27 protein-coding genes, 1 tRNA gene and 2 pseudogenes are annotated in these 26,454 nt (G+C 71.6%); 11 read left to right on the top strand and 19 right to left on the bottom strand.

Features of this window, described 5'->3' with window-relative positions; translation table 11 throughout:
- Nucleotides 1-182: 182 nt before the first annotated feature.
- On the top strand, nucleotides 183-3,026 hold the full coding sequence (locus tag ACIPM1_RS18685) for a transglycosylase domain-containing protein (RefSeq protein WP_402435725.1): 2,844 nt from the start codon (nucleotides 183-185) through the stop codon (nucleotides 3,024-3,026).
- A gap of 80 nt (nucleotides 3,027-3,106) precedes the next feature.
- Here the strand turns inward: ACIPM1_RS18685 and ACIPM1_RS18680 are convergent, their stop codons facing one another.
- Both ACIPM1_RS18680 and ACIPM1_RS18675 read right to left on the bottom strand, forming a co-directional pair.
- A complete protein-coding gene (locus ACIPM1_RS18680) occupies nucleotides 3,107-3,463 on the bottom strand; it encodes a GroES family chaperonin (protein ID WP_402435722.1) in 357 nt (118 codons plus the stop codon).
- Between the two features lie 58 nt (nucleotides 3,464-3,521).
- A complete protein-coding gene (locus ACIPM1_RS18675; RefSeq protein ID WP_392195033.1) occupies nucleotides 3,522-3,851 on the bottom strand; it encodes a DUF3618 domain-containing protein in 330 nt (109 codons plus the stop codon).
- A gap of 149 nt (nucleotides 3,852-4,000) precedes the next feature.
- Between ACIPM1_RS18675 and bcp the strand changes: the two genes are divergently transcribed.
- From bcp to ACIPM1_RS18655, 4 genes and pseudogenes are all read left to right on the top strand, one after another.
- Entirely contained in the window at nucleotides 4,001-4,468 is a 468-nt protein-coding gene (gene bcp, locus ACIPM1_RS18670; RefSeq protein WP_356193020.1) for a thioredoxin-dependent thiol peroxidase, read from the top strand.
- A gap of 140 nt (nucleotides 4,469-4,608) precedes the next feature.
- A pseudogene (locus tag ACIPM1_RS18665) lies at nucleotides 4,609-5,258 on the top strand (HNH endonuclease signature motif containing protein).
- Entirely contained in the window at nucleotides 5,258-5,920 is a 663-nt protein-coding gene (locus ACIPM1_RS18660) for an HNH endonuclease (RefSeq protein WP_402435717.1), read from the top strand. Before ACIPM1_RS18665 ends, ACIPM1_RS18660 begins: the two are co-directional and overlap by 1 nt.
- 15 nt (nucleotides 5,921-5,935) lie before the next feature.
- Nucleotides 5,936-6,010, top strand: a tRNA-Leu gene (locus ACIPM1_RS18655).
- A 55-nt stretch (nucleotides 6,011-6,065) separates the two neighbouring features.
- Here ACIPM1_RS18655 and rdgB read toward each other — a convergent pair.
- The 4 genes from rdgB to ACIPM1_RS18635 all read right to left on the bottom strand — a co-directional run bounded on the left by rdgB (nucleotide 6,066) and on the right by ACIPM1_RS18635 (nucleotide 8,447).
- On the bottom strand, nucleotides 6,066-6,668 hold the full coding sequence (rdgB, locus tag ACIPM1_RS18650) for an RdgB/HAM1 family non-canonical purine NTP pyrophosphatase (RefSeq protein WP_402435714.1): 603 nt from the start codon (nucleotides 6,666-6,668) through the stop codon (nucleotides 6,066-6,068).
- Between the two features lie 129 nt (nucleotides 6,669-6,797).
- The gene (locus tag ACIPM1_RS18645; RefSeq protein ID WP_356193013.1) at nucleotides 6,798-7,205 is read right to left on the bottom strand and encodes a hypothetical protein; all 408 of its coding nucleotides are present in this window, start codon (nucleotides 7,203-7,205) and stop codon (nucleotides 6,798-6,800) included.
- A 174-nt stretch (nucleotides 7,206-7,379) separates the two neighbouring features.
- The gene (gene rph / locus ACIPM1_RS18640) at nucleotides 7,380-8,117 is read right to left on the bottom strand and encodes a ribonuclease PH (RefSeq protein ID WP_402435711.1); all 738 of its coding nucleotides are present in this window, start codon (nucleotides 8,115-8,117) and stop codon (nucleotides 7,380-7,382) included.
- A gap of 96 nt (nucleotides 8,118-8,213) precedes the next feature.
- On the bottom strand, nucleotides 8,214-8,447 hold the full coding sequence (locus ACIPM1_RS18635) for a glucose PTS transporter subunit EIIB (RefSeq protein ID WP_402435708.1): 234 nt from the start codon (nucleotides 8,445-8,447) through the stop codon (nucleotides 8,214-8,216).
- A 311-nt stretch (nucleotides 8,448-8,758) separates the two neighbouring features.
- On the opposite strand from ACIPM1_RS18635, the gene ACIPM1_RS18630 reads away from it, so the two are divergent.
- Nucleotides 8,759-10,024 carry a PTS transporter subunit EIIC gene (locus ACIPM1_RS18630; RefSeq protein ID WP_402435705.1) on the top strand — a complete coding sequence of 422 codons (1,266 nt, stop codon included), beginning with the start codon at nucleotides 8,759-8,761 and terminating at the stop codon, nucleotides 10,022-10,024.
- Between the two features lie 101 nt (nucleotides 10,025-10,125).
- Here the strand turns inward: ACIPM1_RS18630 and ACIPM1_RS18625 are convergent, their stop codons facing one another.
- Entirely contained in the window at nucleotides 10,126-10,878 is a 753-nt protein-coding gene (locus tag ACIPM1_RS18625) for an MBL fold metallo-hydrolase (RefSeq protein WP_356193004.1), read from the bottom strand.
- A 215-nt stretch (nucleotides 10,879-11,093) separates the two neighbouring features.
- Between ACIPM1_RS18625 and ACIPM1_RS18620 the strand changes: the two genes are divergently transcribed.
- On the top strand, nucleotides 11,094-11,546 hold the full coding sequence (locus ACIPM1_RS18620) for a type II toxin-antitoxin system PemK/MazF family toxin (protein WP_356193001.1): 453 nt from the start codon (nucleotides 11,094-11,096) through the stop codon (nucleotides 11,544-11,546).
- A gap of 15 nt (nucleotides 11,547-11,561) precedes the next feature.
- Here the strand turns inward: ACIPM1_RS18620 and ACIPM1_RS18615 are convergent, their stop codons facing one another.
- The 8 genes from ACIPM1_RS18615 to clpS form a co-directional block, all read right to left on the bottom strand.
- On the bottom strand, nucleotides 11,562-12,113 hold the full coding sequence (locus tag ACIPM1_RS18615; RefSeq protein WP_356192998.1) for a hypothetical protein: 552 nt from the start codon (nucleotides 12,111-12,113) through the stop codon (nucleotides 11,562-11,564).
- 187 nt (nucleotides 12,114-12,300) lie between these two features.
- Nucleotides 12,301-13,251, bottom strand: coding sequence for a cysteine synthase (locus ACIPM1_RS18610; RefSeq protein WP_356192995.1), 951 nt, complete (start codon nucleotides 13,249-13,251; stop codon nucleotides 12,301-12,303).
- Between the two features lie 5 nt (nucleotides 13,252-13,256).
- Complete coding sequence (locus ACIPM1_RS18605) at nucleotides 13,257-13,535, bottom strand: MoaD/ThiS family protein (protein ID WP_356192992.1); 279 nt, start codon at nucleotides 13,533-13,535, stop codon at nucleotides 13,257-13,259.
- Between the two features lie 87 nt (nucleotides 13,536-13,622).
- On the bottom strand, nucleotides 13,623-13,718 hold the full coding sequence (locus tag ACIPM1_RS18600; RefSeq protein ID WP_356192990.1) for a putative leader peptide: 96 nt from the start codon (nucleotides 13,716-13,718) through the stop codon (nucleotides 13,623-13,625).
- 143 nt (nucleotides 13,719-13,861) lie between these two features.
- Entirely contained in the window at nucleotides 13,862-14,284 is a 423-nt protein-coding gene (locus ACIPM1_RS18595) for a M67 family metallopeptidase (protein WP_356192988.1), read from the bottom strand.
- A 132-nt stretch (nucleotides 14,285-14,416) separates the two neighbouring features.
- Nucleotides 14,417-15,877, bottom strand: coding sequence for an amino acid permease (locus tag ACIPM1_RS18590; RefSeq protein WP_356192985.1), 1,461 nt, complete (start codon nucleotides 15,875-15,877; stop codon nucleotides 14,417-14,419).
- 316 nt (nucleotides 15,878-16,193) lie between these two features.
- Nucleotides 16,194-16,799 (bottom strand): DUF2017 domain-containing protein, encoded by a 606-nt coding sequence (locus ACIPM1_RS18585; protein ID WP_402435698.1) that lies wholly within the window; start codon nucleotides 16,797-16,799, stop codon nucleotides 16,194-16,196.
- A 57-nt stretch (nucleotides 16,800-16,856) separates the two neighbouring features.
- Nucleotides 16,857-17,174 (bottom strand): ATP-dependent Clp protease adapter ClpS, encoded by a 318-nt coding sequence (gene clpS, locus ACIPM1_RS18580; protein ID WP_356192980.1) that lies wholly within the window; start codon nucleotides 17,172-17,174, stop codon nucleotides 16,857-16,859.
- A gap of 183 nt (nucleotides 17,175-17,357) precedes the next feature.
- Here clpS and ACIPM1_RS18575 point away from each other — a divergent pair, with 183 nt between their 5' ends.
- Both ACIPM1_RS18575 and ACIPM1_RS18570 read left to right on the top strand, forming a co-directional pair.
- Nucleotides 17,358-18,704 carry a nicotinate phosphoribosyltransferase gene (locus ACIPM1_RS18575; RefSeq protein ID WP_402435694.1) on the top strand — a complete coding sequence of 449 codons (1,347 nt, stop codon included), beginning with the start codon at nucleotides 17,358-17,360 and terminating at the stop codon, nucleotides 18,702-18,704.
- A gap of 261 nt (nucleotides 18,705-18,965) precedes the next feature.
- Complete coding sequence (locus ACIPM1_RS18570; protein WP_356192974.1) at nucleotides 18,966-19,559, top strand: isochorismatase family protein; 594 nt, start codon at nucleotides 18,966-18,968, stop codon at nucleotides 19,557-19,559.
- A 73-nt stretch (nucleotides 19,560-19,632) separates the two neighbouring features.
- On the opposite strand, the gene ACIPM1_RS18565 is transcribed toward ACIPM1_RS18570, so the two are convergent.
- Together ACIPM1_RS18565 and ACIPM1_RS18560 are read right to left on the bottom strand one after the other, a co-directional pair.
- Nucleotides 19,633-19,965, bottom strand: a complete 333-nt coding sequence (locus tag ACIPM1_RS18565) for a hypothetical protein (protein WP_402435690.1) — start codon at nucleotides 19,963-19,965, stop codon at nucleotides 19,633-19,635.
- 120 nt (nucleotides 19,966-20,085) lie between these two features.
- Nucleotides 20,086-22,437, bottom strand: a complete 2,352-nt coding sequence (locus tag ACIPM1_RS18560; protein ID WP_402435687.1) for an immune inhibitor A domain-containing protein — start codon at nucleotides 22,435-22,437, stop codon at nucleotides 20,086-20,088.
- A 451-nt stretch (nucleotides 22,438-22,888) separates the two neighbouring features.
- On the opposite strand from ACIPM1_RS18560, the gene ACIPM1_RS18555 reads away from it, so the two are divergent.
- The gene (locus ACIPM1_RS18555; protein ID WP_402435684.1) at nucleotides 22,889-23,203 is read left to right on the top strand and encodes a hypothetical protein; all 315 of its coding nucleotides are present in this window, start codon (nucleotides 22,889-22,891) and stop codon (nucleotides 23,201-23,203) included.
- 190 nt (nucleotides 23,204-23,393) lie between these two features.
- Here the strand turns inward: ACIPM1_RS18555 and ACIPM1_RS18550 are convergent, their stop codons facing one another.
- Together ACIPM1_RS18550 and ACIPM1_RS18545 are read right to left on the bottom strand one after the other, a co-directional pair.
- Nucleotides 23,394-24,185, bottom strand: a complete 792-nt coding sequence (locus tag ACIPM1_RS18550; protein ID WP_402435681.1) for an RDD family protein — start codon at nucleotides 24,183-24,185, stop codon at nucleotides 23,394-23,396.
- Between the two features lie 130 nt (nucleotides 24,186-24,315).
- Nucleotides 24,316-25,935 (bottom strand): RDD family protein, encoded by a 1,620-nt coding sequence (locus ACIPM1_RS18545; RefSeq protein WP_402435678.1) that lies wholly within the window; start codon nucleotides 25,933-25,935, stop codon nucleotides 24,316-24,318.
- Nucleotides 25,936-26,243: 308 nt separating this feature from the next.
- Between ACIPM1_RS18545 and ACIPM1_RS18540 the strand changes: the two are divergent.
- A pseudogene (locus tag ACIPM1_RS18540) lies at nucleotides 26,244-26,408 on the top strand (SsgA family sporulation/cell division regulator); the annotation flags it as partial.
- Between the last annotated feature and the right edge of the window lie 46 nt (nucleotides 26,409-26,454).

The following is a 26,454-nucleotide window of genomic DNA, read 5'->3' as shown; positions in this document are numbered from 1 at the left end:
GCCGACACCGAAGCGCAGGAGCTTAGTGCGCACCTGACTCGGCGTGCCACGCGTTTTCCGGTCGGGACCCAACTCCCCGGAACCGGGAACGGAACGCGGGGCGCGGGAGTCTTCATCAGGGGCGCAGCAGGCGCATATGGGCTTACGAGGCGTACGACGCGAAACAGGAGTACCCGCACGAGATGAGCGACGAGCCGCAGCCGCAGCAGCCGGCGCAGCCGCAGCAGCCGCAGGAACCGGCGGAGGGCCGGGACGCTGAGGAGCCGCCCGCGGCACCCGCGGCGGAGGGCGCGGCAGCGGCGGCGGAGGGCGGCCCGGACGCGGCGGAGGGCAGGCCGCCCACGCCGGACCCCGGGACGGCATCGGCGAAGAGCGGCCCGGGCGTCGAGGAGAGCGGGGAGGCCGCGATCGAGAGCGGGACCCCCACGGCGGACCGCGGGACGGACGCCCCGGACCGCGGGACGGACGCCCCGGCCCGTGAGACGGACGCCCCGGCCCGTGAGACGAACCGCGAGACGGACGCCACCACCGCCCGCGGGACGGACGCGACGGAAGTCATCCCGCGGGCGGTGCACGGCGAGGCGGCCGCGGCGGAGGCCGGCCCGCGCAGGGCGAAGAGCGAGACAGCCACGGCGAAGAGCGAGGCGGCCGCGGCGGAGAGCGGGACGACCGTGGCGGAGAGCGGAACGGCCAGGCGCCCCGGACGCACCGGACTGCGCCGGCTGCTGCCCACCTGGCGCATGGTGTTCGGCGGATTCATCCTGGCCGTGCTGCTGCTGATCTGCGGGTTCCTCCTCGGCTACTCCCTGGTCGAGATCCCGCCCGCCAACGCCCTCGCGCTCAAGCAGAGCAACGTCTACCTCTACGCCGACGGCACCGAGATCGCCCGCGACGGCGTGGTCAACCGGGAGAACGTCGGCCTCGCCCAGATCTCCAAGGAGGCCCAGCACGCCGTCCTGGCCGCCGAGGACCGCGACTTCTACACCGAGTCCGCCGTCGACCCCCAGGCGATGCTGCGGGCCGGCTGGAACACCGTCACCGGCAAGGGCAGGCAGTCCGGTTCCACGATCACCCAGCAGTACGTCAAGAACTACTACCTGGGCCAGGAACAGACCGTCACCCGCAAGGTGAAGGAGTTCTTCATCGCGATCAAGCTGGACCGCACCGAGACCAAGGACGAGATCCTCCGGGGCTACCTCAACACCAGCTACTTCGGCCGCAACGCCTACGGCATCCAGGCCGCCGCCCAGGCCTACTACGGCATGAAGGCCGCCGACCTCGACCCGGCCCGCGCCGCCTACCTCGCCGCGCTGGTCAACGCGCCCAGCGAGTACGACGTCGTCGCCCACCCGGAGAACAAGGGCGCGGCCGTGGCCCGCTGGAACTACGTCCTGGACGGCATGGTCAAGCAGGGGTGGCTCGCCAGGTCCGAGCGGGCCGGGCTCACGTTCCCGATGCCCAAGGAGTCCAGCGTCTCGGCCGGGATGTCCGGGCAGCGCGGCTACCTGGTCCGGATCATCCGGGACTACCTCACGAGCAACAAGATCCTCGACGACGAGCAGCTCGCCGCCGGCGGCTACCGCATCACCACCACCCTGGAGAAGAGCAAGCAGGACGCCTTCGTCAAGGCCGTCGACGACCAGCTGATGGCCCGCCTCGACCCGAAGAACCGCAAGGTGGACTCCTACGTCCGCGCCGGCGGGGCCGCGATCGACCCCAAGACCGGCAAGGTCGTCGCGATGTACAACGGCATCGACTACGTCAAGCAGTACACGCCCAACGCCACCCGCCGCGACTTCCAGGTCGGCTCCACCTTCAAGCCGTTCGTCTTCGCCTCGGCCGTGCAGAACCACTCCGAGACGCAGGACGGCCGCGTGATCAACCCCAACACCGTCTACGACGGCACCAACGAGCGCCCGGTGGAGGGCTGGAACGGCTCCTACGCCCCCGAGAACGAGGACGGCCGCTCCTACGGCGACATCACCGCCCGCGAGGCGACGGACAAGTCCGTCAACTCGGTGTACGCGCAGATGGCCGTCGACGTCGGGCCCGACAAGGTGAAGGAGACCGCGATCGCCCTCGGTCTGCCCGCCACCACACCCGACCTGACCGCCACCCCGTCCATCGCCCTCGGCCCGGCCACCGCCAGCGTCCTCGACATGGCGCAGGCGTACGCGACGCTCGCCAACCACGGGGAGCGCGGCACGTACACGATGGTCCAGAAGGTCACCAAGGGGGGCGCCGAGGTCGTCGAGCTGCCGCAGCGGACCACCTCGCAGGCGGTCAGCCGGGAGGCCGCCGACACCACCACCGCGGTGCTGCAGAGCGTCGTCCAGAACGGCACCGGCACCCCCGCGCAGGCCGTCGGCCGGCCCGCCGCCGGCAAGACCGGCACCGCCGAGGAGGACACCGCGGCCTGGTTCGCCGGGTACACCCCCGACCTCGCCACGGTCGTCTCCGTGATGGGCCAGGACCCGGTGACCGCCGCCCACAAGCCGCTCTACGGCGCGATGGGCCTGCCCCGGATCAACGGCAGCGGGGCGCCCACCGAGATCTGGTCCCAGTTCACCAGGGACGCCCTGAAGGACACCCCGGCCACCGACTTCGACCTCCAGCTCCAGAACGGCGCCGACGAGACGCTGCCGCCCACCGACCCCTGGCAGACGCCGGGCACCGGCGGGCAGGGCGACGGCGGCACCTGGCCCCCGACCGGCGGCCAGGACACCCAGGGCCAGGACGCGGGGGCGACGCAGGGCCAGACCGGCACCCCCACCGACGGCACCACCGGCGCCACCCCGACCACGGGCGGCACCACCGGCGGCACCCCCACCGACGGCACGAACGGCGGCACCACCGGCGGCGGGGCCACGGGCGGCACGACGGGCGACACCACCGGCGGCACGACCGGCCCCACCCCGACCACGGGCGGCACCACGGGCGACACCACCGGCACCACCGACGGCACGAACGGCGACGGGGGGACGACGACGGGCACCGGAGGCACACCGGCCGCCTGGCAACCGTGACACCGGCCGGCGGCACGGAACGGTGAGAGGGGCCGGTGACCACGTCACCGGCCCCTCTTTTCGTTCCCCGCCCGCGCGTCCTACAGGTACAGCCCGGTGGAGTCCTCCGACCCCTCGAATCGGTCGGCGGCCACCGCGTGCAGATCGCGCTCGCGCATCAGCACGTAGGGGATGCCCCGCACCTCCACCTCGGCGCGGTCCTCCGGGTCGTACAGCACCCGGTCGCCGGGCTCGACGGTGCGGACGTTCTGCCCCACCGCGACGACCTCCGCCCAGGCCAGCCGGCGTCCCACCGCAGCCGTGGCCGGAATCAGGATGCCGCCGCCCGAACGCCGCTCGCCCTCACTGGTGTCCTGCCGCACGAGCACACGGTCGTGCAGCATGCGGATGGGCAGCTTGTCGTGGTGGGTGCTGTGCTCATGTCTGTTGGCGCTCACCCCTCGAACCTACCTGCCTTCAGCACATCCGTACGCCGTTGGGGTCGCCGTCCCCGCGTCAGTCCCGGCTCCGCCGCACGCCCAGGGCGAGCAGCCCGACGATCCCGACGGCGACGAGCGCGACCGGCACGATCCGCTCCAGCCGGGGCGCGCCCTCCTCGTCCACGAACTGCGCCCGCACATCGGTCACGACCCGGTTGACCTGCACATAGGCCCGGCCGAGCGTGTGGTCGATGTTGGAGACGACCTTGGCCTTGGCGTCCCCGACGATGGTCTTCGGGTGCACGCGCACCCCGATCTCGTCGAGCGTCTCGGCCAGCACCTCGCGACGGCGCCTGATGTCCGCCTCGATCTCAGCCGGGGTCCTGGTGTCCGCCGTGTCCGCCACCGCTCCGCCTCCGAAGTCAACTGATGCCTGTTCGGGACAGTCTGTCAGCTCTGCGTCCGACCGTACTGTCGGCACCCCCGGATACCCTCGGACCGGGACGGCATGGCCGCCGCACCTTCACAGGACAGACGCACGAGGAGACGACCCCGATGACCGAGCGACTCCAGCCCGGGGACACGGCCCCCGCCTTCACCCTCCCCGACGCCGACGGCACCGAGGTGTCCCTGGCCGACCACAAGGGCCGCAAGGTCATCGTCTACTTCTACCCGGCCGCCCTCACCCCCGGATGCACCAAGCAGGCCTGCGACTTCACCGACAACCTGGAGCTCCTGGCCGGCGCGGGCTACGACGTCATCGGCGTCTCCCCCGACAAGCCCGAGAAGCTGGCGAAGTTCCGCGAGAAGGAGAACCTGCGCGTCACCCTGCTCGCCGACCCCGACAAGCAGGTCCTGGAGGCCTACGGCGCCTTCGGCGAGAAGAAGCTGTACGGCAAGACGGTCGTCGGCGTCATCCGCTCCACGGTCGTCGTCGACGAGGACGGCAAGGTCGAACGCGCCCTGTACAACGTCAAGGCGACCGGCCACGTCGCCAAGATCATCAAGGATCTGGGGATCTGATCTCACGTGGGCGGCCCGCACCGGCATGACCGGTGCGGGCCGCTTCGTGTTGCACGGGGGCTGCGGGGCGTGACTGTCCGATAACCGGTTCGTTACTCCGTACGAGCCATGAACGGGTGGCCGGGAAACGGAGGAATGCGGTGGGGGCCAGTGCGTACACCAGAGAGCGGCTGGAGGAGGCGACTCGCGGGGCGCGGACGCTGTCGGAGGCGCTGGAGAGGCTGGGGGTGGATCCGAGAAGCTCTACGCGGCGGTACGTATGGGAGCGGATGAAGAGACTGGGGATCGAGGTCTCGCACTTCGAGCGGGAGGGGGTGAAGTGGACCCGGGAGGTTCTCGAGCGCGCGGTCGCCGCCTCCACGAACATGTGCGAGGTGCTGCGCCATCTCGGGCTCGAGGTGGTGGGCGGGCACCACACGCACATCAGCCGCCGGATCAAGGCGTACGGCATCGACACCTCGCACTTCCGGGTGCCGACCCGGGGAGGTCAGACCAGGAGCGGCGGTCTTCGGCGGACGTGCTGGTCGAGCGGCCGGCCTCTCAAGCCCGACGCGTCCATAGCACTCGCCTCAAGCGGGCGATGTTGCAGTGCGGGGTGCATGAGCGTTGCGCCATGTGCGGCACCGAGCCGGTCTGGCTGGGGGAAGCGCTGTCGCTTGAGGTCGATCACATCAGTGGCGACTGGCGCGACAACCGCATCGAAAACCTGCGGTTGCTCTGTCCCAACTGCCATTCCACGACGGACAGCTACCGGGGACGAGGCAAGCGGCGCACACGGGGTGGCGCCTGATGAGTAGTGGGGTGAAGTACACGCGCGAGCGGCTGATCGAGGCGGCAGCTCGGTGTTCCGACGTCGACGAGGTCATCGCCCTCTTCGATACACAGCCATACAGCTACCTCCGTCAGTACCTCATGAGGCGATTCGCTCATTTCAGCATCGACGTCTCCCACTTCCGCTCCTGCGACAGGCAGAAGCGGCCTGCACCAGAGGAGTTGCGAGCAGCGGTCGCGGAGTCGATGTCCCTTGCCGAGGTACTACGGCGCCTGGGGCGCCCGGACAACGGTGCTCAACGAGCCCATGCACGCGAGTGGATCGCCGAGGAGCAGCTGACGACCGGGCACTTCCTTCGGCAGGCGCATCAGCGTGGGAAACCCGGCAGAAACGCCAAACGACCTGACGAAGTCCTGGTACGGCACAAGGGCGAACATCGCGTCGCGACCCAGCGGTTGCGGCGCGCGCTTCTCGATGACGGTGTACCTGAGCGGTGCGAGAGGTGCGGGATCGGCCCGGAGTGGCGCGGAAAGCCCATGACACTGGAGATCGATCACATCAGCGGGGACTGGCGCGACAACCGGCGCGAGAACCTCCGGTTCCTCTGCCCCAACTGTCATGCGATCACCGACACCTGGTGTCGCGGAGGCAGGCGGCGAAGCGTGCGCGGGGCCCAGTAGAGTAGGCAGCGCTGCGGGCCCGTACCCCAGCTGGCAAGAGGGCGCCGGTTTAGGTCCGGTGTGTCGTGGGTTCGAGTCCCACCGGGCCCATGGGGTAATGAGAGTCCCGCACCTTCGATTCTTAGGTGCGGGACTCTTCCGTGCGTCAGCCCAGCAGTTCGCGTATCACCGGTACCAGGGCGCGGAAGGCCTTGCCGCGGTGGCTGATGGCGTTCTTCTCGGGCGGGGTCAGTTCGGCGCAGGTGCGGGTTTCGCCTTCGGGCTGGAGGATCGGGTCGTAGCCGAAGCCGTTGGTGCCGGAGGGGGCGTGGCGCAGGGTGCCGGTGAGGTGGCCCTCGACCACGCGTTCCGTGCCGTCGGGCAGGGCGAGCGCCGCCGCGCAGGCGAAGTGGGCGCCGCGGTGGGCCTCGTCGATGTCGGCGAGCTGGGCCAGGAGCAGGTCGAGGTTGGCCTTGTCGTCGCCGTGGCGGCCGGCCCAGCGGGCCGAGAAGATGCCGGGGGCGCCGCCGAGGACGTCGACGCAGAGGCCGGAGTCGTCCGCCACCGCGGGCAGGCCGGTCGCCTGGGCCAGGGCGTGGGCCTTGAGCAGGGCGTTCTCGGCGAAGGTGACGCCGGTCTCCTTGACGTCGGGGACGTCGGGGTAGGCGTCGGCGCCGATCAGTTCGTGGTGCAGGCCTGCGTCGGCGATGATCGCCCTGAGTTCGGTGATCTTTCCGGCGTTGCGGGTGGCGAGGATCAAGCGGGTCATGCCGTCCAGTATCGCGGGCTGCCCGGAGCGGCCCCGAGCGGGCCGTCGGAGCCGCCGCGGGCGGCTCGGGAGCGCGTGGTCATCGCGGCGCCCGGGGCCGTACGGTCCGGTGGGCGCCTGCCGTCGCGTCTACGGTGTGCAGACCTTGGTCAGTTCGCCGGCCGCGTCCGTGACCGGGGTGATGTCCGGGGTCCGGTCGCCGTTCCTGATCGCGGTGCGGACGTTGTGGACGGCCTTGTTCAGGTGGTCGACGGCCTTGTTGACGTCGGCGTTGTCGGTCCGGTCGCCGATCTTGCCCAGGTCCTTCTCGATGGCGGTGAGGGACTCGTCGGCCTGGGTGGGGTCGTTCGCCGCGTTCTCGACGGCCTGCTGGAGGTCGGTGACGCTGTCGGCGATGGAGTCGGCGGTCTGGACGCAGTCCAGCGCCCTGTCGACCGCGGCGCAGCCGGTGAGGGTCGCGCCGGTGAGTGCGACGGCGGCCGCCGCGGCGGCGATGGCGGTGGTGCGGCCCGGGCGTCGGCGTCGGCTCGCGGCCATGGCTGGGTTCCCTCCCCGTGTGCGGCCGCCGTGGGGGGCGGTCCCGTGCGTGGTGCGTGGCCGGGCGTACGGCGGTGGGCCGTACGCCCGTACCTGTAGGGACGCGGGAGGGGCCGGGTGGGTTGCCCGGGGCGGGCGCGTTTCTTGGGGCGCCCTTTACCTTGTGCCGTCGGGTTACCGGGTGAGGGTCGCCTCGAGGGCCGTGCGCTGGATGGTGGCCAGGTCGGTGCAGCCGGCGACGGCGAGGTCGAGGAGGGCGTTGAGTTCGTCGCGGGCGAAGGGCTCGGCCTCCGCGGTGCCCTGGACCTCGACGAAGCGTCCGTCGCCGGTGCAGACGACGTTCATGTCGGTGTCGGCCCGGACGTCCTCCTCGTAGCAGAGGTCGAGCAGCGGGACACCGGCGACGATGCCGACCGAGACCGCGCTGACGGTGCCGGTCAGCGGCTGGCGGCCGGCCTTGATCAGCTTCTTGCGCTGGGCCCAGGTGACGGCGTCGGCCAGGGCGACGTAGGCGCCGGTGATGGCCGCCGTGCGCGTGCCGCCGTCGGCCTGGAGGACGTCGCAGTCGAGGACGATGGTGTTCTCGCCGAGTGCCTTGTAGTCCACGACGGAGCGCAGGGAGCGGCCGATGAGGCGGGAGATCTCGTGGGTGCGGCCGCCGATCTTGCCCCGGACGGACTCGCGGTCGCCGCGGGTGTTGGTGGAGCGGGGGAGCATGGCGTACTCGGCGGTGACCCAGCCCTCGCCGCTGCCCTTGCGCCAGCGCGGGACGCCTTCGGTGACGGAGGCGGTGCAGAAGACCTTGGTGTCGCCGAAGGAGACGAGGACGGAGCCCTCGGCGTGCTTGCTCCAGCCGCGGTCGATGGTGATCGGGCGGAGCTGTTCGGGGGTGCGGCCGTCGATTCGAGACATGGCCTCGAGCCTAGTCCCCTCGGGCGTCGGGGCTCCTTCCGCGGTGGGAAGGAGCCCCGAGGAGTGAATCCCGGAGCGGGTCCGGGGTTCACGTGTTCACATCATGTCCTCGATCTCCGCGGCGATCGGGTCGGCGTCGGTGCCGATGACGACCTGGACGGCGGTGCCCATCTTGACGACGCCGTGGGCGCCGGCGGCCTTGAGTGCGGCTTCGTCGACCAGCGAGGGGTCGTTGACCTCGGTGCGCAGGCGGGTGATGCAGCCCTCGATCTCGTCGATGTTGTCGATGCCGCCGAGCCCGGCGACGATCTTCTCAGCCTTGCTGGCCATGTTCCTTCTCCCTGATCCGAACCGCGTTCTTGACCGACCGGTCTACACCACCTTGCGGACGCCGGCCAAACGCGGCCGGGGGCCGCGGGGGTCCCTTTTCGCCGGTCACTCGCCGCTTCCCCGCGCCCCCCTCGCCGTCCCGCGGGCGCGCCTGCGGCGGGTACGGCGCGTAGTGGTTCGGTAGCGGGAATCGCGGGTTCCTTACCCGCCCTTCATCGTGCTACAACAGGTCTACACCACTGAGTGGTGTAGACCACAGACGCCGCCGTCCCCCTTGGTCCCGGGCGGCGCCATGCCCACTGGAGGACGTCATGACCACGGCCACCGCCGCTCCCGCGGCCGACAAGAAGAAGGGCGCCGGCGTGATGGCCGTGCTGCAGCGCATCGGCCGCAGCCTCATGCTGCCGGTGGCGGTGCTGCCCGCCGCCGCTCTCCTGGTGCGCCTCGGCAACACCGACATGCTCGGTCGCCCGGACTTCCCGGCCTTCCTGACGAAGATCGCGGGCTTCATGGCGGCCGGCGGCAACGCGATCCTCGACAACATGGCGCTGCTGTTCGCCGTGGGCATCGCGATCGGCTTCGCCAAGAAGTCGGACGGTTCCACCGCTCTCGCGGCAGTCGTAGGCTACCTGGTCTTCAAGAACGTGCTGGGCACGTTCACCGACAAGAACCTGCCGAAGGTGGCGCAGGCCGTCGACGGCAAGGTCGTCATGGTGGACGCCCCGGTGGACGCGAAGGTCCTCGGCGGCGTGGTCATGGGTCTCGTGGTGGCCCTGCTGTACCAGCGCTTCTACCGCACCAAGCTGCCGGACTGGGCGGGCTTCTTCGGCGGCCGCCGGCTGGTCCCGATCCTCTCGGCCTTCGCGGGCCTGGTGATCGGCATCGTCTTCGGTTACATCTGGCCGGTCCTCGGCACGGGCCTGCACCACTTCGGCGAGTGGCTGGTGGGTTCGGGCGCGGTCGGCGCCGGCATCTTCGGTGTCGCCAACCGCGCGCTGATCCCGATCGGCATGCACCACCTGCTCAACTCGTTCCCGTGGTTCCAGGCGGGCGACTACCACGGCAAGAGCGGTGACATCGCCCGCTTCCTGGCCGGCGACCCGACCGCGGGCCAGTTCATGACCGGCTTCTTCCCGATCATGATGTTCGGCCTGCCGGCGGCGTGCCTCGCCATCGTGCACTGCGCGCGTCCGGAGCGCCGCAAGGTGGTCGGCGGCATGATGCTCTCGGTCGCGCTGACCTCGTTCGTCACGGGCGTGACCGAGCCGATCGAGTTCACCTTCATGTTCATCGCGCCGGTCCTGTACGCCATCCACGCGGTGCTCACCGGCATATCGCTGGCGCTGACCTGGGCGCTGGGCATGAAGGACGGCTTCGGCTTCTCGGCGGGCGCGATCGACTTCGGGCTGAACCTCGGCATCGCGAGCAACCCGTGGGGCCTGGTCCTGGTGGGGCTGTGCTTCGCGGCCGTCTACTACGCGGTCTTCCGCTTCGCGATCATCCGGTTCAACCTGCCCACGCCGGGCCGCGAGTCCGACGAGGAGCTCGCGGAGCTGCAGAAGGCCGAGGCCAAGTAGGCCACGGCGACCGTGCAGGCAGCGGCATCACGACGGCCCCGGAACGGAGACGTTCCGGGGCCGCGGCCGTTGCGGGGGCTCGGATCGCGGCCGTACGGGTCTCAGACCTCGTACGACGCCCTGGGCGCCGCCAGTTCGACCGGGCCGCTGTAGACCGCGCGGGCGTCCGCGAGGTTGATCTGGGGGTCGGTCCACGGGGGGATGTGGGTGAGCAGCAGGCTCCGGGCGCCGGCCCGGGTGGCCGTCTCGCCCGCCTCGCGGCCGTTCAGATGGAGGTCCGGGATGTCCTCCTTGCCGTGCGTGAAGGCGGCCTCGCACAGGAACAGGTCGGCGTCCCGGGCGAGTTCCTCCAGCGCGTCGCTGAGGCCGGAGTCGCCGGAGTACGTCAGCGTCCTGCCGCCGTGCTCGATCCGGATGCCGTACGCCTCCACGGGGTGGGCGACCCGGTCGGTGTGCACGGTGAACGGGCCGATGTCGAAGGTGCCGGGCTTCACCGTGCGGAAGTCGAAGACCTCGCTCATGGACGAGGCGGTCGGGGTGTCGGCGTAGGCGGTGGTGAGCCGGTGCTCGGTGCCCTCGGGTCCGTAGACCGGGAGGGCGTCGCAGCGGCCGCCGTCGTACCGGTAGTAGCGCGCGACGAAGTACGCGAGCATGTCGATGCAGTGGTCGGCGTGCAGATGGCTCAGGAAGATCGCGTCGAGGTCGTAGAGACCGCAGTGGCGCTGCAGCTCGCCCAGGGCGCCGTTGCCCATGTCGAGGAGCAGCCGGAAGCCGTCGGCCTCGACGAGGTAGCTCGAGCAGGCCGATTCCGCGGACGGGAACGACCCCGAGCAGCCGACGACGGTGAGCTTCATGGAGCAGAAACCTCCGCTGGCGGGAAACATCGAACAGACAGTGACGGGGGTCGTGCGGTCCGTCGAGAGTAAGGCGCAAAACCTCTGGTAGCTCCTCCACCAGGGGCCGTTGTGGGCGAACTCACCTGTGGTGTCACCGGTTCGGCTGGACGTGGGGCGCGGGTAGCGCGGAGAAGGGCGCGCGCCGGGGATCGCACGCCGGTAACGTCGTCCCCATGGACACGTCCTGGTGGCTCGCGCTCGCGGCGGTGGTGCTGCTCGCGCTCGTCGCCACGCTCGTGGACGGCTGGGGACGGGGCCGCCGTCCCGAGGGGCGGCGGACACGGCCTCCCGGGCGCCCTGCCGGACGGGGCGCGGCGCGTCCGCGGCCGGCGGAGATCTGGTGGGCGAACGTGCCGTTCGACAACGGCGCGGGGGTCAAGGACCGCCCCTGTCTGGTGCTCTCCGTGCACGGCAAGCGGGCCAGGGTCGCCAAGATCACCAGCAAGTACCACGACGAGCGCTCCGGGGTCATCCCGCTGCCGCCGGGCTCGGTGGGGGACGCGCAGGGGCGGACCAGTTTCCTGGAGACCGACGAGGTGCGGGAGGTGCCGGTGTGGGACTTCCGGCGCCGGGTGGGGGTCGTGGACCCCGTGCTCTGGGACCAGGTGCGCTACCTGGCCGGATGAACGGCGGCGCGGACCTCATGGCCGCGTCACCCTCACGATGACCGTCCACTCCTGGACTCCCTTGCACGAGACGCCTCCACCGCCGGTGGCGCACGCGGGCCGGGACGAGGTCAGGCGCGCGGTGCCCGGGGCGACGGCGTCGAAGGCGGCCACCGCGTCGCCCGGCAGGATGACGATGCCCGCGTTGGCCGCGCGCAGCGCGCCGCCGGTCGTCCGGACCGGCGACCACGGGCGCTCCCTGGTGCCGTCGAGTGTGAGGCGGACCTGCCCGCCCACCTTCAGGCAGAGGGTGCGGCCGGAGTCGGCGGCGCCGAGTTCGGCGCGCTCGGCGCAGCGTGCCGCCGGGGGTGACGCCGGCCCCGAGGGGGGCGCGGACGGTGATCCCGAGGCGGACGCCGGGGGCGAGGCGGAGGGGCTCGCGGACGAGGACACCGGCCCGGACGGTGGGGAGGCGGCGCCGCTCCCCGGGCTGCCGCCGCCGTCCCGCGTGGTGCAGCCCGTGAGAATGAGGGCCGCTGCCGCGGCGGCGACGGTGGCGGTGGTGCGGGGAAGCGTCGTACGGCGCATGGGGCGTCCGCCTTTCTGCCGTGCCCGGGGTGCCGTGTCCTGTCGGTCCTGTCGTTGAGCTCTTCCGCTGTGGGGCCGTTCTCGGATGTGACGTTTCTCCAGCACATCAGGATCCCTGGCGCCGCGCACGCCAGGGCCCCGGCCGCGCATCGCGGCCGGGGCCCGTGGGAGTCGGGGTGCCGGGGGCCTACGCCCAGAGCTGGCCGTGGAGGGTCTCGATGGCCTCTTCGGTCGTGGCCGCCGTGTAGACGCCGGTCGAGAGGTACTTCCAGCCGCCGTCGGCGACGACGAACGCGATGTCGGCGCTCTCGCCCGCCTTCAGCGCCTTCCGGCCGACGCCGATGGCCGCGTGCAGGGCCGCGCCGGTGGAGACGCCCGCGAAGATGCCCTCCTGCTGGAGGAGTTCGCGGGTGCGGGTGACCGCGTCGGCGGAGCCGACGGAGAAGCGGGTGGTCAGCACGGAGGCGTCGTACAGCTCGGGGACGAAGCCCTCGTCCAGGTTGCGCAGGCCGTACACGAGGTCGTCGTAACGCGGCTCGGCGGCGACGATCCGCACGTCCGGCTTGTGCTCGCGCAGGTAGCGGCCGACGCCCATGAGGGTGCCGGTGGTGCCGAGGCCGGCCACGAAGTGCGTGATCGACGGCAGGTCGGCGAGGATCTCGGGGCCGGTCGTCGCGTAGTGGGCGCCCGCGTTGTCCGGGTTGCCGTACTGGTAGAGCATCACCCAGTCCGGGTGCTCGGCGGCCAGCTCCTTGGCGACCCGTACGGCGGTGTTGGAGCCGCCGGCCGCCGGGCTGGAGATGATCTGCGCGCCCCACATGCCGAGCAGGTCCCGGCGCTCCTGCGAGGTGTTCTCGGGCATCACGCACACCATGCGGTAGCCCTTGAGCTTCGCAGCCATGGCCAGGGAGATGCCCGTGTTGCCGGAGGTCGGCTCCAGGATCGTGCACCCCGGGGTGAGCCGGCCCTCCTTCTCCGCCTGCTCGATCATGTACAGGGCGGGGCGGTCCTTGACCGAGCCGGTGGGGTTGCGGTCCTCCAGCTTCGCCCAGATGCGGACGTCGTCGGACGGCGAGAGCCGCGGCAGGCGCACCAGAGGGGTGTTGCCGACCGCGGCCAGCGGGGAGTCGTAGCGCATGGGGATCAGGCCATACCGCCGGCCACGGCCGGCAGGATCGTCACGTTGTCGCCGTCGGCGAGCTTGGTGGTGATGCCGTCGAGGAAGCGGACGTCCTCGTCGTTGAGGTACACGTTCACGAACCGGCGCAGCTGGCCGCCGTCGACGATGCGGGCCTGGATGCCCGGGTGCCGGGTCTCGAGGTCGGCGAACAGGTCGGCGAGGGTGTCCCCGGTGCCCTCGACGGCCTTCTGGCCGTCGGTGTACTGGCGCAGGATGGTGGGGATGCGGACCTCGATGGCCATGGCTTGGGGCTCCTGTCGGTAAGTCTGGGGGTTGGACGGGCGCGCGACAGCGCGCCGCGGCTCACGGCCGTACGGCGGCGGGGTGCGTCAACAGATGGCGCTGTTCAGCCTGCACAGGTCGACGTGCAGCCGCGCCACGAGCAGCATGCCCGGCGTCCTGTCGCTCACGTCATCAACAACCATGCGGTCATCGTATCGATTCCCGGTCCGGCCACCGGAATGTGATCTCGCATCGTGGATGAATTCTGACCGAACTGCGGGATGCGGCCCCGTCCGGCGGGCGCTCGGCAGGCGTTCGGCGGGCGTGGCAAGCGCCCGGCAGGCGCTCAGTAGGCCTCGACGACCTTGACCTCCTCCTCCGTGACCTCGCCCTCGACGATGCGGAAGGAGCGGAACTGGAAGTCGCCCGCGCCGTCGGTGTCCGCGGTGGAGACCAGGACGTAGTGGGCGCCGGGCTCGTTGGCGTAGGAGAGGTCGGTGCGGGAGGGGTAGGCCTCGGTCGCGGTGTGGGAGTGGTAGATGATCACCGGCTCCTCGTCGCGGTCGTCCATCTCGCGGTACAGCTTGAGCAGGTCCTGCGAGTCGAACTCGTAGAAGGTGGGCGAGCGGGCCGCGTTCAGCATCGGGACGAAGCGCTCCGGGCGGCCGGAGCCCGCCGGACCGGCGACCACGCCGCACGCCTCGTCGGGGTGGTCCGCGCGCGCGTGGGCGACGATCTGGTCGTAGAGGGCCTGGGTGAGGGTCAGCATGACGGCCAGCATAAGCAGAGGGCCGTCCCGTACCGGAAGGTGGTACGGGACGGCCCACATGACGGACGCCCTGAGCGGCGGCCGCGGGGCTTCCACGAGCAGCCCCGCGGCCGGACCTCCGTGCGGGTGAGGTCAGCCGACCTTCTCGAGCTCCGGGTCGCGGCGCTCGGTGACCTGCGGGTTGCGGGCCTTGAGGACCGCCCAGCCGGCGGCCAGGACGGCGGCCCAGACGGCCATCACGTACAGGCAGACGCGGGAGTCGGCGTCGATGGCGATCAGGCCGGTGACGAAGAGCAGGAACACGATGGCGACCCAGCTGCACTTCGCGCCGCCCGGCGCCGGGAAGGCGGAGGCGGGCAGCCGGCCCGCGTCGACCGCGCGGCGGTAGAGCACGTGGCTGATCAGGATCATCAGCCAGGTCCAGATGCCGGCCGCGGTGGCGACGGAGGTGACGTAGCCGAAGGCCTTCTCCGGGACGACGTAGTTCAGCACGACGCCGATGCCCATGAAGGCCACCGAGACGGTGATGCCGAGGGCCGGGGTCTTGGAGGCCGACAGCCGGCTGAAGACGCGGGGCGCCTCGCCGTTGTCCGCGAGGGTGCGCAGCATACGGCCGGTGGAGTACATGCCGGAGTTGCAGGACGACAGGGCCGCGGTGAGGACCACGAAGTTGACGATGCCCGCGCCGGCCGGGATGCCGATCACGGCGAACGCCTTCACGAAGGGGCTGACGCCCTCCGCGAACTGGGTCCACTTCACCACGCACAGGATGACGGTGAGCGCGCCGACGTAGAACAGGGCGATGCGCCAGGGCAGGGTGTTGATCGCCTTGGGGAGGGTCTTCTCCGGGTTCTCGGACTCGCCCGCGGTGACGCCGACCAGCTCGACGGCGAGGTAGGCGAACATCACGCCCTGGAGGGTCATCAGGGAGGAGCCGATGCCCTTGGGGAAGAAGCCGTCGAACTGCCAGAGGTTGGCGACCGAGGCGGTGTCGCCGGCGGCGCTGAAGCCGAAGGTCAGCACGCCCAGGCCGATGACGATCATGCCGATGAGCGCGGTCACCTTGACCATCGAGAACCAGAACTCGATCTCGCCGAACAGCTTCACCGAGATCAGGTTGGCCACGAAGAGGACCACCAGGAAGACCAGGGCCGTCACCCACTGCGGGATGTGCGGGAACCAGTAGTGGACGTAGATCGCGGCGGCCGTCAGCTCGGCCATGCCGGTCACCACCCACATCAGCCAGTAGGTCCAGCCGGTGAAGTAGCCGAAGAACGGGCCGAGGAACTCACGGGAGTACTCCGCGAAGGAGCCCGAGACGGGGCGGTAGAGCAGCAGCTCGCCGAGCGCCCGCATGATGAAGAAGATGATGACGCCCGCGAGGGCGTACATGAAGATCAGACTGGGTCCGGCCTTGGCGATGTTCGCCCCGGCGCCCAGGAAGAGGCCGACGCCGATGGCGCCGCCGATCGCGATCATCTGGACCTGACGGCTGCCGAGGCCGCGCTCGTACCCCTCCTCGGGGGCGTCGCCGCTCACGGCCTCACTGCCGGCCCGGCTCGTACCGTTCTTACCGACCTGCGACGAGGTCATGTGTGGTGCGCCTTTCTCCATGCCGACCCTGGCCGCTGGTCGGCCTCGGATCGGGTTGCGATCCCCCCGGAACTGGAGCTGTGCCTGGCCGGCGGTCGCCGGCTCGGTGGCGCACCCGACGGGACATGGGTGGTGTCCGTCGGGCGGTCGTGAAGATCTATCACGGGCGCAACACTGATCGCCGGAAGGCCCTGTGGCGCATCACACAGGGAGAAGTGGACAAAAGTTGCCCCAAACGGCCATACCGGGCCGCCGCGGTGACGCGATCGTTATCCGGATTTGAGCGTCCTCTGAGCGAACACCGAAACCGGAGAGATCAGGGCATAAGGGTCGAGACGAGCGTCTCCTGGAGTCCGCCGAGCCACAGGTAGGCCATCACCATCGGCTTGCGCGGGTCCTCGTCCGACAGGCGGTAGAGGTCGTCGGCCTCGTCCTCGTCGACGATGTCCAGCCGGGAGCCGATGGCCAGGCGCAGGTCGTTGAGGGCGCCGAGCCACTGCCGGGACTCCTGGACCGACAGCTTCAGCACCGCTCCGCCCTCACCGGGGGACGCCAGCTCGTCCAGCGAGCGGATCACCGCCAGGGCGTTCTCGCGCTTGCCGGCGCGCAGGTCGTTCTCGGTGTAGCGGCGGAACTCGGCGGAGTGGGCGCGCTGCTCCTCGGCCTCGCCCGGCGAGCCGGGGTCCTTCTCGGGGTCGCTGTAGGCGTCCGGGAAGAGCCGCTTGAGCACCGGGTCGGCGGGCGGCTCGCTCGGGCCCTCGGCGAACAGCTCGGCGAGCGGGTCGTCGGGCCGGTCCTCGCCCGGGCCGGGGCCGATCAGCTCCAGGAGCTGCACGGCCAGCGACCGGATGATCGAGATCTCGACCTCGTCGAGCGCGACGGCCGCGCCGCCGCCGGGGAGCGGTTCGAAGGTTCCTGGCATGAAGGGGGTTCGCTGCTTCCGGTCCGGGGCGGTTCGCGGTCTGCGGTCTCGGGGCTGCTACTTGCGGTCCTGCTGGAGCGTGGCCCACAGGCCGTAGCCGTGCATCGCCTGCACGTCGCGTTCCATCTCCTCGCGGCTGCCGCTGGAGACGACCGCCCGGCCCTTGTGATGGACGTCGAGCATGAGCTTGGTGGCCTTGTCCTTGGGATAGCCGAAGTACGACTGGAAGACGTACGTGACGTAGCTCATGAGGTTGACCGGGTCGTTGTGGACGATCGTGACCCAGGGGACGTCGGGCTCGGGGACGGCGAGCGCTTCCTCCGCCGACTCGGGGCGTTCGATCTCTACGGGCGCGGGTGACGTCACACAGCCCATGCTGCCACCGCAGGGGGGTGGGAGCACAAACCGGCCCGGGCCGGCGGCGGGGCGTCCCCCGAAATCGTCAGACTGACGAAATGGGAGTACGATCCTTCGCCATGCTGCATTTCCCGGGGGACGACCCCGGGCCCCCGGCCGACACCGGGGGACGGCCCGCGAGACATGAACTAGGAGATTCCGGTGGGCGTAGCGGACCTTGGGCTGCCGGTGGACGTTCCCTCGACGGCGCTCTTCACCGACCACTACGAGCTGACGATGCTGCAGGCGGCGCTGAAGGCGGGCACCGCCGGGCGGCGCAGCGTCTTCGAGGTCTTCACCCGGCGGCTGCCGGACGGGCGCCGCTACGGCGTGGTGGCGGGCACCGGACGCGTGCTGGACGCGGTGGAGAACTTCCGCTTCGACGCCGGCGTCCTCGACTTCCTGCGCGAGCGCCGGATCGTCGACGAGCCCACGCTCCGGTGGCTGGCCGGCTACCGGTTCGGCGGCGACATCTGGGGCTACCCCGAGGGCGAGGTGTACTTCCCGGGCTCGCCCGTCCTGCGGGTCGAGGGGTCCTTCGCCGAGTGCGTGCTGCTGGAGACGGTGATCCTGTCGATCCTCAACCACGACTCGGCGATCGCGGCCGCCGCCTCCCGCATGGCCTCCGCCGCGGGCGGGCGGCCGCTGATCGAGATGGGCGCCCGCCGCACCCACGAACTGGCCGCGGTCGCCGCCTCCCGGGCCGCCTACGTCGGCGGCTTCACCTCCACCTCCGACCTGGCCGCAGGCTTCCGCTACAACATCCCGACCGTGGGCACCTCCGCCCACGCCTTCACGCTGCTGCACGACCGTGAGCGGGACGCCTTCCGGGCGCAGGTCGACTCGCTCGGCCGGGACACCACGCTGCTGGTCGACACCTACGACGTCGCCGAGGCGGTCCGTACGGCGGTGGAGGTGGCCGGGCCCGAGCTCGGCGCGGTGCGCATCGACTCCGGGGACCTGCTGCTGGTCGCGCACCGGGTGCGGCAGCAGCTGGACGAGCTGGGCGCGACCGGCACGAAGATCGTCGTGACCTCCGACCTGGACGAGTACGCGATCGCCTCGCTGGCGGCGGCGCCGGTGGACGCGTACGGCGTCGGGACGCAGCTGGTGACCGGCTCCGGGCACCCGACCTGCTCGATGGTCTACAAGCTGGTCGCGCGGGCCGAGTCCGCCGATGCGGCGGCGCCGCTGGTGCCGGTCGCGAAGAAGTCCAGCGGGGGCAAGACGTCCGTCGGCGGCCGCAAGTGGGCGGCCAGGCGGCTGGACGAGCGCGGCGTGGCGGAGGCCGAGGTGGTCGGCACCGGGGCGGTGCCCACGGAGCTCGCCGGGCGGCAGCTTCTGGTGGAGCTGGTCAAGGGCGGCGAGGTGGTCGCCCGGGAGCCGCTGGACGCGGCCCGCGACCGGCACGCGGCGGCCCGGGCCGGCCTGCCGCTGTCGGCGACCCAGCTCTCGCGCGGGGAACCGGTCATCGCGACGGAGTACGTGCACGGCGGCTCGGGTAACTAAAGCGGGTGGCCCCCGGGCCACCGCCCCGCCCTCCACCCGTCCGCCCCGAGCCCGCGCCCGTCCCGACGATTTGCGCCCGCCCCACCTGCCCGCGCCTGCCCCGCCGGCCTGCGGCCGTCCGTCCCGCCGTCACCGGCCGCCCGGCGCCGTCCGGCGGCCCTGCCCTCTCCCGCGTGACCGCGGGAGTCTCTAGGCTCGTAAATACACCGGCCGGGCAACCGCAAGCCATGCTCCCGACCCGACAGCCGAAGGACACCGACCATGCGCCGCGCCTTGATCGTCGTTGACGTGCAGAACGACTTCTGCGAAGGGGGCAGTCTCGCGGTGGCCGGGGGTGCCGATGTCGCCGCCGCGATCACCGAGCTGATCGGCCAGGCGCCCGCCGGGTACCGGCACGTGGTGGCGACCCGCGACCACCACATCGCACCCGGTGGGCACTTCGCCGACAACCCCGACTTCGTCCGCTCCTGGCCCGCGCACTGCGTGGCGGGCACGGAGGGGGTGGGCTTCCACCCGAACTTCGCCCCGGTCGTCGCCTCCGGCGCGGTCGACGCCGTCTTCGACAAGGGCGCCTACGCCGCCGCGTACAGCGGCTTCGAGGGCGCGGACGAGAACGGGGTGTCCCTCGCCGACTGGCTCAGGGGCCGGGAGATCGACGAGGTGGACGTCGTCGGCATCGCCACCGACCACTGCGTGCGGGCCACCGCCCTGGACGCGGTGAAGGAGGGCTTCCGCACCCAGGTGCTGCTGGACCTCACCGCCGGGGTGGCCCAGGAGACCACCGAGCGGGCGCTGGAGGAGATGCGTCGGGCTGGGGTCGAGCTCACCGGCAAGCCGGTCGTGGCCGGGGCCTGAGCCCCGGCCGCCCCGCCCGCCGGAGCCGTCCCGGACCGGCGTCCGCCCGGCGGACCGGGCGGACCGTCCTGCCTCAGGCCCACACCGTCGGACGCCCGACGAGCGATCCGATCGGGCGCCACAGCTCCGGCGGCCGGCCGAGAGCGTTCTCTGGGGCCGTACGCCATATCAGGCCGTCGGGATGGTGCAGTACGGCCGTGATCTCGTCCGGGGTGGGCGGGGCCGCGTTGCCCCGCAGGTAGACGGCGCGCAGGCCCTGGTTGCGCAGCCGCGTCAGGGCGCGGGCCCGGTTGCGGGCGTGGACGAGGACGCGAACGCTGCCGGCGCCGTCGGCGGCGGGGCTGGGCAGATTCAGCGCCACCACCACCGTGCCGTTCGGCAACTTGTTGAAGCCTCCTGCGGCCATGCGTCACATCCCCGTTTCGGTCGGTGTCAATAAGAAAGCCACAGGACGCACCTAAACACGATCGGCGGCAACCCGCCAAGGGGTTGCCGCCGATACGCTTGTGACCTGCGGAGATGCTACTTACTTCACCGCGCGGCCGACCTCGAGCTCGATCGTGGACCCGTCGCGGGCCTCCTTCTCGATCTTGATCCGGGTGTTGGTGTCAGTGATCTTGACACCGGCGGCCGGGTTCGAGGCGTCGTAGTAGGTGCTGGTGTGGTCGTTGAAGACCGGCACCCCCTTCGACGAGTCGAAGATCGCCGCGACGCCCGCCTTGTGCAGCATGATGCCGTCCGTCGCGAAGCGGCTGAAGGGCGAGTCGTAGGCCTGGATGCGGTTGCGCATCAGCGTGCCGTCCGACCACTTCATCGGCTTCGGGTGCGAGTCGATCGGGAGGATCAGACCCACGCCCGGGTGGGTCTTGGTGTTGTTGTCCGCCTGGGAGGTGTCCCACTTCCAGATCAACAGGCCGTTCTGGTAGGGGTAGTGCTCCACCCAGTCCGGACGGGTCGTCGAGAAGCCGAAGTTGTACGGGCCCGTCTGCAGCGTCTTGTCGTACGACGCGTACTGGCGGTTCTCGGCGACGTAGTACTGCTTGTAGTTCTTGGTGAAGGACGCACCGATGCGGGAGAAGCCGTTCGCCGTCCAGGCGGCGTCCGCGCTCTCGGCGTCGTCGCTGAAGAGCGCCGCGCCGTCGGCCGTCACCGAGATCTCGTCGGCCGCGAAGCCCTTCATGGCCAGGCCGCCGTCGGTCTGGTAGCGGAAGCGGAGCTGGAACTTCTGGCCCGCGTAGGCGTCCAGCGGGAAGGCCAGCTTCTTGTAGCCGTCGACCGAACCGGTCAGCGCCGGCTTGTCGCTGCCGTCGCGCGGGATGGCCTGACCGTCCACCGTGCCGTCCAGGGCGGTCCAGTTGGCGCCGCCGTCGGTCGACACCTCGGTGTAGAGGTAGTCGTAGTTGGCCTCGATGTCGTACCAGCCGTCGAGCGTGAGGGTGGCCGACTTCTTGCCGGTGAGGTCGACGGTGCGGGTCAGCGTGTTCTTGAGGTCGTCGCCGCTGCCGCTCCACCACTGGGTCGCGCCCTGCGCCGGGGTGACCACCTCGGTGGTGACCGGCTTTTCGGGCAGGGTGACGATCAGCGCCTGCTTGTACTTGGTGTTGTACTCGGCGAGGCCGAGCTTGTGCCAGGACTTCACGCCGGCCTTGGCCGTGTCGTAGGTGAGCCAGCCGAGCTGGAGCTTGTCCCACGCGTTCATGTCGCCCGGCAGGTCACCGATGGCGTCCTTGCCCCGGCCCAGCCAGGAACCGGAGGACATCAGCGTCCAGAAACCGGTGGAGTTCTCGCCGCCGGCCGTGTCGTACTCGTCCGGCAGGCCGAGGTCGTGGCCGTACTCGTGCGCGTAGACGCCGAGTCCGCCGTTCTCCGGCTGGATGGTGTAGTCGCCGACCCAGATGCCGGTGTCGCCGATCTGGGCGCCGCCGAGCTTGTTGTCGGCCGGGCCGGTGGCGCCGGCGTCGGTGCCGAAGGCGTACCAGCGGTGCGCCCAGATCGCGTCGGTGCCCTGGACGCCGCCGCCCGCGGACTCGTCCTCACCGGCGTGCACGATCTGGAAGTGGTCGATGTAGCCGTCGGGCTCGTTGAAGTTGCCGTCGCCGTCGTGGTCGTAGCGGTCCCACTGGTCGTACTTGGCCAGGTCCGCCTTGATGTCCGCGTCGGACTTGCCGGCCGCCTTCTGCTGCTCGACCCAGGCGGTGACGCCGTCGCCGACGACGTTCCACACGCTCGGGCAGTTGGTGGAGCCGCAGTAGTTGGAGCCGTAACGGGCCTCGTTGTACGGGACCTTGACCCAGTCGGAGACCTCGCCGTCGACCGAGTAGCGGCCCGAGGACTGCTTCTCGTAGTACTTCTTCACGGACTCGACACCCTTGCCGGTGCCGAAGTACATGTCCTGGAAGTGCTGCTGGTTGTAGTCCTTCTGCCAGGCCGTGCTGTTGTCCTTGGTGCGGTCCGGCGCGGCGATCGTGTTGTGCAGCGGGCCGGCCGTGCCGCCGAACTTCGGGTCCGTCTTGTCGCCGAACTCGACCAGGATGGTGAAGATCTTGTCGGTCTTCTCCCGGCTCAGCTCGACGTACTTGCTGTCGCCCTTCTTGCTCTTGAGCTGGACGACCTTCGAGCCGTTGCGGTCCTTCACCTGGGCCTTGCCGGCTATGACCTGGTTCAGCGCCTCCTGGCGCTGGGCCTCCTGAGTCTTGCTCAGCGGCCCGTCGAGGTCGTGCTTCCGCTGCCCGACCGGCGCCGGGTCGTGCCGGTCCACGGTGGCGGACGGGCCGGTGGTGGCGGCCTCGGCCACGGCGAACGTCGAGAACGTGGCGGTACCCGCCGCGAGCGCGACAGCGATCGCGGCCGCTCTGAACGTCCAAGGTCTGCTGGTCACTTGATGTCCTCCCCTGACGCGTGTGCAAGCGCGCGGAAGGGGGGTCTCTGCCTCTGCCCAGGAAGGTCCGCACGCGCTCAACGCGTGTAGTCAAGTGACGACATTTGACTAGAGGTTTACGAGAAAAGACAGACCTTGACTTGAACAGCTCAAGTGCACTATGCGGAGATGGGGTTCGCTTTGCGGACGGCGGAGGATCGCCCTCCGGGCGCGTGGATCCGTCCAGTTGGTGGACGGCATGACTCCGTGCGCCCCCCATGCTTCGGCACCGTGGGTTAGGTCACGCTTACCGGCCGTTCCGTCCGGGCATGCAGCCGAATAGAGTCGACGGGCCCCGCGCCCGGGAGTCGGAGGAAAGCCAGGCCGACATCCTTGTCTCGCCCCAGATTCTGTCCGCACCTCCCCTCAGTGAGAGGCAGGGGGGAGCCCCCACTTCCGAGGACCGATTGCCATGCCTCGTCCGACCGCCGCACAGCTCGCCTACGGTTCGTGCACCGTGATCTTCTCGACGCTCGCCATGCTGCTGCTGTCACAGGTGAGTTCGGTGCTGGGGATCACGGTCGTCGCCCTGGCGGCGCTCGCCCTGGGACTCCTGGTCGCCATGACGGTACCGCTGCCGAAGCCCCGCGCGACGACGCACGGGACGGCGTCCGCGACGGCTCCCCCGGTGACCTCCCCGGCGGCTCCCGAGCCCGTGCGGGTGCCGGTGCGACGGGAGCCCGTCTCCGCCCGTGTGGAGCCGGTGCGGGAGCCGACGGGCTCCTGAGGCGGCACCCGACGCGAACGCCCGGGCTCTTGAACACCTGGGCCGCCGGACGCCCGGGCTGCTGAACGCCTGGGCCGCAGGACGCCCGGGCTGCTGAACGCCTGGACCTCTGACGCGAGAACGGCGGGCCCCTGCCGACGGGCCCGCCGTTCTTCCCGTGCGCCGATCGGTGTGCGCCGATCGGTGTGCGTCATTCGACGCTGACCACCACCGTCCGGGCCGCCTTGTCGTGCAGGCCCTGCTTGTAGGGCCGGTCGAAGTAGCTCCAGCCGCCGGCCAGCGCGAGCCAGAGGCAGGGGCAGCAGAAGTAGAAGGGCAGCCACAGCACCGCCGCGCGGCCCAGCGCCGTCGACACGGAGGGCGTGGAGCCGTCCGCGAGGTTCGCCACCCGCATCCCCAGCCACTTCTTGCCGAGGGTCTGCCCCGACCTGGAGATCATGAAGGTGTCGTAGGCGATGTAGAGCACGGCTCCGACGACCGCCTGCGCCACGGAGGCGCCGAACTGGAAGCGGTCCGCGTTCATCGTGTAGTCGTTCACCCGGAAGCCGAGGGTGAGCAGCCAGACGACGACACCCACCATGATCATGTCGATGATGCGGGCGGCCGTGCGCTTGGCGCTGTCGGCGAGCGGGGGCATACCGGCGAGCGGGTCGGGCGGGTACGGGCCGCCGGGCGGGCCCCCGCCGTAGGGGCCGCCGCCGTAGGGGCCGCCTCCCGGAGGACCGCCGCCGGGCGGGGGGCCGTAGGGGCCGCCGCCGGGCGCGCCGCCGCCGGGCGGAGGGCCGCCGCCCGGCCAGCCGCCGGGAGGGCCGCTCCCGGGGCCTTCGGGGGGCGGGCCCCCAGGCGGGGGGCCTCCCGGTGGGGGGCCGCTGCCGGGAGGGCCGCCTCCGTGCGGGCCGTCGCCGGAGGAGCCGCCGTCGTACGGGCCGCCGCCGGGGGGCGGTTGCCGCGGTCCGGAGCCGGAGGGCGGTTCGGTGCTCATGGGCCGAGTGCACCGCGACCGCGGCTCCCGCGCATCCGGCGCGCGGCCGTACGGGCGACGGACGCCACCCGCACGCCGTCCGGGCCGGCGCCCCGTGCGACGGTCCCGGCCGGCGCCGCGGCGGTCCCGGTCAGCGGGCCACGAACGTGTGCGCCGCCTTGTCGTGCCAGCACTGGTGCCACGGCCGGTCGAACAGGCACCACAGGACGCCCACCACACCGACGCCCAGCAGACCGGGCACGCTGTAGACCAGCCAGCGGCGCAGGGCCGCGCCGAAGGACGGGGGCTCGTGGGCCTCGATGTCCCGCACCTCCACGCCGCACAGCTTCTTGCCCAGGGTGCGGCCCCACTTGGCGGTGGGCAGCACCTCGTAGACGACGCCGAACAGCAGCAGGACGGCGAGGACGATGCCGAGATACGTCGCCGTCGTGCCGTCGAGGAGCCACACCGTGACGGTGCGGCCGGAGAGTCTCGCCGCGTCGATCTTCGCGTTGACGTGGTCGACGGCCCTGGTGCCGAGCGGTACGGCGGCCACGGCCGTGACGCCCGCGAGGAAGACCGTGTCCACGAGCCGGGCGGCCAGCCGCTTGCCGAGACCCGCGGGCCTGGCCTCCGCCTGCCGCCGCGCGGCGGCCGCGAACACGTCCTCCACCGGCGGCTTCCAGGGGGCGACCGGCTGGTCGTCGTCGGCCCCCGCGAGCCGGTGCACCTGCTGGGCCCAGGAGGACTGGCCGCCGCCGGGGCCGCTGGTCAGCGGTGTGCCCATGGAGGCGGACGCGGCCGGGGCGGCGGACTGCTGGGGGACGGACGCGGCCGCGGGCGGGAAGGGTGCGGCGGGGGCGGCCGAACTCGCCGCCGCCGACGGGGCGGAGGCCCGCGATGCCGGCGTGTCCGGCTGTCCCGTGGACGCGCGACCGGCGGCCGCCTTGCCGGCGCCGAAGCCCGGCCCCCCGGCCCCGCCGGGAGCGGCCGTACCGGCCCCCGCGGAGCCGCTCGCGGTCCCCGGGCCGCCCGAGCCGCCCCCAGGGGAGCCCGCGGACGCGGGCGATCCCTGGGCGGGGAAGGCGGCGGCGCCCGAGCCGTTCGCCGGACCGGCCGACCGGTCGGTGCGGGGCACCGGGCGGAAGGTCATGGTGCCCTCGTCGGCGGACGGACCGCCGGGAGCGGGGATGCCGGGAGCGGGCGTACCGGGCGCGGTCCCCGCAGTCCCGCCCGTCGCCGGTCCGGTCCCCCGCGTCGGGCGGCGGAAGACGAACGTGCCGTCGGCGGAGGCCGGTTCCGGATCCGCGGGCGGGATCGTCGCGGTGCCGTCGGTGCGGGCGGCGCGGCCGTCCGGCCGGCCCGCGGCCGGGTCGCCGAGCGCGGCCCTCGGGTCGCCCCCGACCGGGGTGCCCCAGGAGACGCGGCGGTCCGGGTCGCCGCCGAAGCCGGTCTGGTGGGAGCGGTCGGCGCCCCAGGCGGACGCCGGCTCGGGCCTGCCGCCGTGCGGGGCCCCGGCCGGGCCCGGCGCGTCGATCGGGTCCTCGTCGAAGAAGTGCGGGCCGGTCTCCTCGACCGCCGGGACCGCGGCGGGGGCGGGGCGCACACCGGGCGGCGGGCTGAGCGGCTCGCCGTCGGTCGGCGCAGGCCGGCTGGTGCCCGGTACCCAGGCGGCACCGTTCCAGTACCGGACGTATCCAGGGATGGACGGGTCCGGGTAGTACCCCTCGCGGGGCCTGTCGTCGCCGGGTGCCGGGGTTGGGGCGCTCATGTCCGTCGTCCCGTATCTGCTCGGGGGTCTTCTGGGGGCCTACACATCTATCAGACCGGCGCATCCGGTACCGCCAGTCCGACCGGACCCACTCCTTTCCGGGCAACCTCGTGCACGTACTTCACAACCCCGTAAGCGGTACCGGAGAAAAAGCTCCGCCGAGCCGCGTAATGCCGGGCGCCGGGGCGCCTCTCACTCGTACGGACCCCGTAGCGGGCCGGTACGGACCCCGCCGCGGGCCCGCACGGGCCGAACCGCAGCGGACCGTACGGCCCCTCGCGGGCCCCGACCGGAGAGGGGAACGCGCCGTGCAGTACACCGTGGTGGAGCGTGAGCTCGAACTCAGGCTCGCCCTGTCGCCCGAGCGAGGTGTCCCGTGCCCGGCGCGGCCCGGCTACCGCACCGACGACCCGCACGCCGTCCGCATCGCCTTCCACGTCGGCTCCGGGCACCCCGTGCACCGGACGTTCGCCCCGCGCCGGGCGCCTGAACGCGGGGACGCCGAGCGCGGCGCCAAGG

This window comes from Streptomyces sp. NPDC086766 (assembly GCF_044746005.1).
Taxonomy (GTDB): Bacteria; Actinomycetota; Actinomycetes; order Streptomycetales; family Streptomycetaceae; genus Streptomyces.
The sequence above is the reverse complement of the archived record's forward strand: the minus strand, read 5'-3'. Positions and strand labels throughout refer to the sequence as shown.

Bases quoted from the DNA above. Each gene is read 5' to 3' on its own strand.
- ACIPM1_RS18550 (WP_402435681.1), bottom strand. From the start codon at position 24,185: ATGAGCACCGAACCGCCCTCCGGCTCCGGACCGCGGCAACCGCCCCCC.
- rdgB (WP_402435714.1), bottom strand. From the start codon at position 6,668: ATGACCCGCTTGATCCTCGCCACCCGCAACGCCGGAAAGATCACCGAA.
- ACIPM1_RS18585 (WP_402435698.1), bottom strand. From the start codon at position 16,799: ATGCCAGGAACCTTCGAACCGCTCCCCGGCGGCGGCGCGGCCGTCGCG.
- ACIPM1_RS18630 (WP_402435705.1), top strand. From the start codon at position 8,759: ATGACCACGGCCACCGCCGCTCCCGCGGCCGACAAGAAGAAGGGCGCC.
- ACIPM1_RS18555 (WP_402435684.1), top strand. From the start codon at position 22,889: ATGCCTCGTCCGACCGCCGCACAGCTCGCCTACGGTTCGTGCACCGTG.
- ACIPM1_RS18605 (WP_356192992.1), bottom strand. From the start codon at position 13,535: ATGGCCATCGAGGTCCGCATCCCCACCATCCTGCGCCAGTACACCGAC.
- ACIPM1_RS18685 (WP_402435725.1), top strand. From the start codon at position 183: ATGAGCGACGAGCCGCAGCCGCAGCAGCCGGCGCAGCCGCAGCAGCCG.
- ACIPM1_RS18600 (WP_356192990.1), bottom strand. From the start codon at position 13,718: ATGGTTGTTGATGACGTGAGCGACAGGACGCCGGGCATGCTGCTCGTG.
- ACIPM1_RS18565 (WP_402435690.1), bottom strand. From the start codon at position 19,965: ATGGCCGCAGGAGGCTTCAACAAGTTGCCGAACGGCACGGTGGTGGTG.
- ACIPM1_RS18660 (WP_402435717.1), top strand. From the start codon at position 5,258: ATGAGTAGTGGGGTGAAGTACACGCGCGAGCGGCTGATCGAGGCGGCA.
- bcp (WP_356193020.1), top strand. From the start codon at position 4,001: ATGACCGAGCGACTCCAGCCCGGGGACACGGCCCCCGCCTTCACCCTC.
- ACIPM1_RS18615 (WP_356192998.1), bottom strand. From the start codon at position 12,113: ATGCGCCGTACGACGCTTCCCCGCACCACCGCCACCGTCGCCGCCGCG.
- ACIPM1_RS18590 (WP_356192985.1), bottom strand. From the start codon at position 15,877: ATGACCTCGTCGCAGGTCGGTAAGAACGGTACGAGCCGGGCCGGCAGT.
- ACIPM1_RS18620 (WP_356193001.1), top strand. From the start codon at position 11,094: ATGGACACGTCCTGGTGGCTCGCGCTCGCGGCGGTGGTGCTGCTCGCG.
- ACIPM1_RS18570 (WP_356192974.1), top strand. From the start codon at position 18,966: ATGCGCCGCGCCTTGATCGTCGTTGACGTGCAGAACGACTTCTGCGAA.
- ACIPM1_RS18625 (WP_356193004.1), bottom strand. From the start codon at position 10,878: ATGAAGCTCACCGTCGTCGGCTGCTCGGGGTCGTTCCCGTCCGCGGAA.
- ACIPM1_RS18545 (WP_402435678.1), bottom strand. From the start codon at position 25,935: ATGAGCGCCCCAACCCCGGCACCCGGCGACGACAGGCCCCGCGAGGGG.
- clpS (WP_356192980.1), bottom strand. From the start codon at position 17,174: ATGGGCTGTGTGACGTCACCCGCGCCCGTAGAGATCGAACGCCCCGAG.
- rph (WP_402435711.1), bottom strand. From the start codon at position 8,117: ATGTCTCGAATCGACGGCCGCACCCCCGAACAGCTCCGCCCGATCACC.
- ACIPM1_RS18610 (WP_356192995.1), bottom strand. From the start codon at position 13,251: ATGCGCTACGACTCCCCGCTGGCCGCGGTCGGCAACACCCCTCTGGTG.
- ACIPM1_RS18595 (WP_356192988.1), bottom strand. From the start codon at position 14,284: ATGCTGACCCTCACCCAGGCCCTCTACGACCAGATCGTCGCCCACGCG.
- ACIPM1_RS18645 (WP_356193013.1), bottom strand. From the start codon at position 7,205: ATGGCCGCGAGCCGACGCCGACGCCCGGGCCGCACCACCGCCATCGCC.
- ACIPM1_RS18635 (WP_402435708.1), bottom strand. From the start codon at position 8,447: ATGGCCAGCAAGGCTGAGAAGATCGTCGCCGGGCTCGGCGGCATCGAC.